Source organism: Psychrobacter sp., assembly GCF_036731945.1.
Taxonomy (GTDB): Bacteria; Pseudomonadota; Gammaproteobacteria; order Pseudomonadales; family Moraxellaceae; genus Psychrobacter.
This window is the reverse complement of the sequence record NZ_DAINDI010000118.1, coordinates 1-4,043: the sequence shown is the minus strand read 5'-3', so window position 1 is coordinate 4,043 and position 4,043 is coordinate 1. Positions and strand designations below refer to the sequence as shown.

General features: G+C 43.6%; 6 protein-coding genes. 3 read left to right on the top strand and 3 right to left on the bottom strand.

From position 1 onward, the window contains the following. Positions 1–86 precede the first annotated feature (86 nt). From V7D75_RS14335 to V7D75_RS14325, 3 genes are all read right to left on the bottom strand, one after another. On the bottom strand, positions 87–254 hold the full coding sequence (locus V7D75_RS14335; RefSeq protein WP_333615108.1) for a hypothetical protein: 168 nt from the start codon (positions 252–254) through the stop codon (positions 87–89). A gap of 613 nt (positions 255–867) precedes the next feature. Beyond that, entirely contained in the window at positions 868–1,098 is a 231-nt protein-coding gene (locus V7D75_RS14330; RefSeq protein ID WP_333615107.1) for a hypothetical protein, read from the bottom strand. A gap of 156 nt (positions 1,099–1,254) precedes the next feature. After that, a complete protein-coding gene (locus V7D75_RS14325) occupies positions 1,255–1,980 on the bottom strand; it encodes a helix-turn-helix domain-containing protein (protein ID WP_333615106.1) in 726 nt (241 codons plus the stop codon). A gap of 133 nt (positions 1,981–2,113) precedes the next feature. Here V7D75_RS14325 and V7D75_RS14320 point away from each other — a divergent pair, with 133 nt between their 5' ends. The 3 genes from V7D75_RS14320 to V7D75_RS14310 all read left to right on the top strand — a co-directional run. Further along, positions 2,114–2,368, top strand: a complete 255-nt coding sequence (locus V7D75_RS14320; protein WP_333615105.1) for a Cro/CI family transcriptional regulator — start codon at positions 2,114–2,116, stop codon at positions 2,366–2,368. A gap of 72 nt (positions 2,369–2,440) precedes the next feature. Continuing rightward, complete coding sequence (locus tag V7D75_RS14315; protein WP_333615104.1) at positions 2,441–3,031, top strand: hypothetical protein; 591 nt, start codon at positions 2,441–2,443, stop codon at positions 3,029–3,031. Next, the coding region (locus tag V7D75_RS14310) for a hypothetical protein (protein ID WP_333615103.1) at positions 3,031–4,043 on the top strand (1,013 nt) is incomplete at its 3' end. The genes V7D75_RS14315 and V7D75_RS14310, both read left to right, overlap by 1 nt.

Genomic DNA, 4,043 nt, shown 5'->3' with positions numbered 1-4,043 from the left:
CATAAGATGGTCCTTATGTTATTGAGGGAGTTGTTACGAGATAGACGACTGGCGAGCCAATCGGCTATGTTGTAATAACTTAAAAACTAAACTGTTACGCCAAGCGCAGCCTTTAGTCTGCTAAGCGCTAACTTTTCATCTTCCATAGGGTGTCCTTTTGAAATCCCTATCTCGACAACCATCTCAAGCGCGCCAGTCGCAAGCATGAGATCCATTTGCTCGATTCCTACAGATTTACTATCTACTTCGCTCATACATCCTCCTGATACTTTACGCCGCAAAAAGGGCAGTAAACGAACGTCATAGTTGTTTTCTTTTGCGTCTTTCGACCTTCAACATTCAGCAAAACATCTGCTTTTAACGCCGTGGTAATCTCGCCGTTATACATTGGGAAAACCACGTCTTTAAATCTTGCTCTTAACACTGGCGGTTGCTTTGGTGTTTGCGGTTGGTTGCAATGAGCGATAATCTTTTCGGGTAAATCTTCTAAGCATTTACATGCCATGCCTTTATCTCCGTAGTAGTGGTCATAGACCGTTGTTAAATAGTTTTAGCGATTGCTCGCAGGGCGATTGCCGTTTTGATGTATTTAATTATAGGTATGCCGATATTACAAGTCAAGTTTAATATCGGTAAATAAAGGTAAATTAATAAAAAGATATTTGTATGCCTTTATTTAGGCACAAAAAAACCGCCAATGAAGGCGGTTTAGTGATAAAGTAATATGAAATTAATTGTTAAGGGTGAACGTTATGCTATCTGAAATCGAAGTTAGACGTGAGGTTATTCATTTGCTGCTATCTAACACACGGCCAAACCTCAAAGACTCCAGTGATATTATACGTATTGCTGAAGAATTAACGTCCTTTATTTTGGGGAAGAAACAGACTTAGGGACAAGTCCTCCTGTCGCTACTGTCAAGCATTCAGCGTAAAGAGATAAATAGTATAACCTCGGGTTATTCTGTTTATCTGCATTTTGGCGATCATACTCAGGGCTTTCAGCATTAGCTATATCTATCATCAATTCATAGGCAACACGCTCGGCGCTGTTGTCTTTTATTTCAATAGGACCTTCTATATTCATACCATTAATCATAGTTATTTCCTTATAGCCAGTCTCAAGCGTGCTGGCGGGTACGCATAAAGCTAATCCCAGTCTAAAGCTTCGCGGTATACACACCAGCCAGCCGGCAGTGTTTCCACTGGCTTAGAATGCTTTAAAAAATGACATATCCAAACGTACGTCCAATCATTAGTATTTGACATATTTACCCACCACCTTGCCTACTAGATTGCAGTCACCCATTGGTAGCATTTTTTGCTCATGCCAGTTTGGATTGAGAGGGCGCAAGTACATATCTTCCGATGTTTCGCCAAGCACCAGCTGCTTGAATGTAGCTTCCGTGTCGTCGTTGCACTGAACTATCACAAGATCATTGTTTTTTAGCGCAAACAACCCAGTTTGAGGCTCAACGTAAATAATGTCATCTGGATCAAACTTAGGCAGCATACTCTCACCTCGGACAATCAAGGCAAAACCATTCTTTGATAGGTTTTTCGGTCTTGATACCTTGCCTATAGCATCATCAAAAGTAACTGCTTCCACGTTAGACCAACTGCCAGCCGCTACCCAGCTTAAAATAGGCACTTCATCTGAAACATCCACCATAGGCGCGTTTACCGTACCTTTCGGTGCAATGCTGCTATATCTAGCACCGCCATTCTCAATATCTTTTATTTTCTGCATCAAATCAGATGGGCTTGGCTTGGTTAGCATTTCACCATCACCGGTAGCCAACCACACTGGGTCAACTTGAAACAATGTTGCCAGCTCTATCAACTTGGTAGAGCTTTTGCTTTCACCTCTTTCTAATTCACTATAACTAGATTGTTTAAGGCCTTTGATTCGGCTTTCAATTTCTTTTTGAGTGAGACCGGCGTACTTACGAGCCTTCTTAAGCCTGTCTTTTAGTTCCATAAAACCCTCCAGTTTAAACCTATCCTATTTTATAGGCGTTCCTATACTTGCGCAAACAGGCACGCCGTTATTAATTATTGACTAAATAAAGGCTTACCTTTATTATTGAGTAAATAAATAAAGGTATCTGACTATGAACTCACAACCTAAAGAGAAATTCGAGCCAGTTGTTCGCTTGATCGAATACTTTGGAGGTCAAATACCAACTGCTAAAGCCCTAAAAGTTAAGCAGGGCACAGTAAGCGGTTGGTTGAATTGCGTCCATGGCGTTAACAGCTTTAATGCTATGCGCGCAGAGGCTATCACCAAAGGAGCAGTTAAGGCTGACGAATTATGTCCAAAGCTAGCAGAAATCAATGATCAAGCAGAGCAAACTGAACACGCTTAACCACTACTACTACGGAGTTAAACCATGTCCATAAACCAATTATCGCCCGAAAGAGTGCAACGGTCACGCAATATGCAATCAGACATCTTGCATGCAGTTGCAGAGACTAGGCAGGTAAATGTCGCTAAATGCCTTGGCGTAGAGTCAAGCACAGTCGGCCGCTGGCTAGATGCGAAAAACCCAGAAAGCCAAGTCGTTCGCTTTTGCGACATGCTCGCGCTTTGCGGCCTAAAGGTCGTGCCAGCCAATGCCAAGTGCTATGACGCGGCAAAAATCGAAATACTGTTTCGTATATCAAAGGACCATTTCCAGCGTTTAGACGCGGTTGATGACTTCTTTCAAAACGACGCTGGCATGTATGACGCAAGTGACGACGTACGCTATAGCCGAGGAACTGGCCTATCAGGCTTGAATACCAATCCAAACAATATGCTTGGGTTACTCATGCGCTGCATAGAGGCTTGCAAGAGCTTGGTAGCTCCTAAGAACGATGTCAGACCGACACTGCTAGTCGCAAGATTGAATATTGAAAACGAGATAAAACAAGAACGCCAAGACATCGTGGCAGACGACGCTGCGTTTTGGAAAGCGTCGTACATATTGATCCACGTAGCAGCCGTATTAATTGTGCTGACAACGTTATACAGAATGTGGGGGCAGTGATGTTAAGAGAGCAGGTATTTTCAGATATTAGCAATTATCCAAAACCAGTTAATCCCGACTGGCAATCAGCGGTAGCTGAATACTTAGAAGAAGTGGGCGCAACTGACCTTGATGCGCCTGATGCACCAAAGCGCAAAATTCAGCGTACTAACGATCAGCTATTTGTAGCTCTCCAAGGACAGAAACGCAGAGAAGCAGAGGCAAGAGCGCAAGCTGAGTACCGTGAGGCGCAGGCACGTTTGGCGGATGGTACTGCTATTCATCGTCAAAAAAGAGAGCGTACGCCAGTGCTATCTAAAGCGGTTAAAAGCAAAACAGTCAGACCAGCAGCAGCGCCAAAGCGCAAGTACGCAAAACGCAATAGCAGTAAAGCGGCGTTTGATGAAGCAGCGGCAATCGAAAGACGTATGGCTATGATAAGTACGCTTAAATCAGGTGGCAAGATTGAGCAGATACCGCAAAAGCAATGCAAAGGTGGTTATGCAGAGTATCAAACGCAGTACACAGATATTCGCTGGATTACTAGAGTAAAAGGACTTGTTATTGCTCGCATACAGCGCGTCAGAAGCAACACCTCTTACTTTGTCTTAGATGACTTTGAGCGCTATGAGTTGCCAGAGCCTATCAGTGGCTATGCTGAAGAAAAGCAAAAAATGCTTACTGCATTGCTTAGCAAGAAGCTTGTGCTGGCAAGTGATATCGATAGCAGCGCTAAAGTTGCATCGCGAACGATTGCAGCATTGGCTGAGATACACGACTTAGATATTTATACCGTGTTTGAGAGTCGTTCTGTGCATGGCTGGATATTCATTATGGACGAAGAAAAGCGCAAAGCTAAACTCAAAGAAGTGGGCGATTTATTGCAGGCGCTGGATTTTTTGGAAGAACGAAAACTAAGAAAAGAAAATGACCGTCTGCCAATGCACGTACCTGACGTGATACTTGACGCGGCATACCGTGAGTTTAAGCGCGTTGCCAAAGATGCGGGCGCGACTATAGAAGAAGTGTTAGC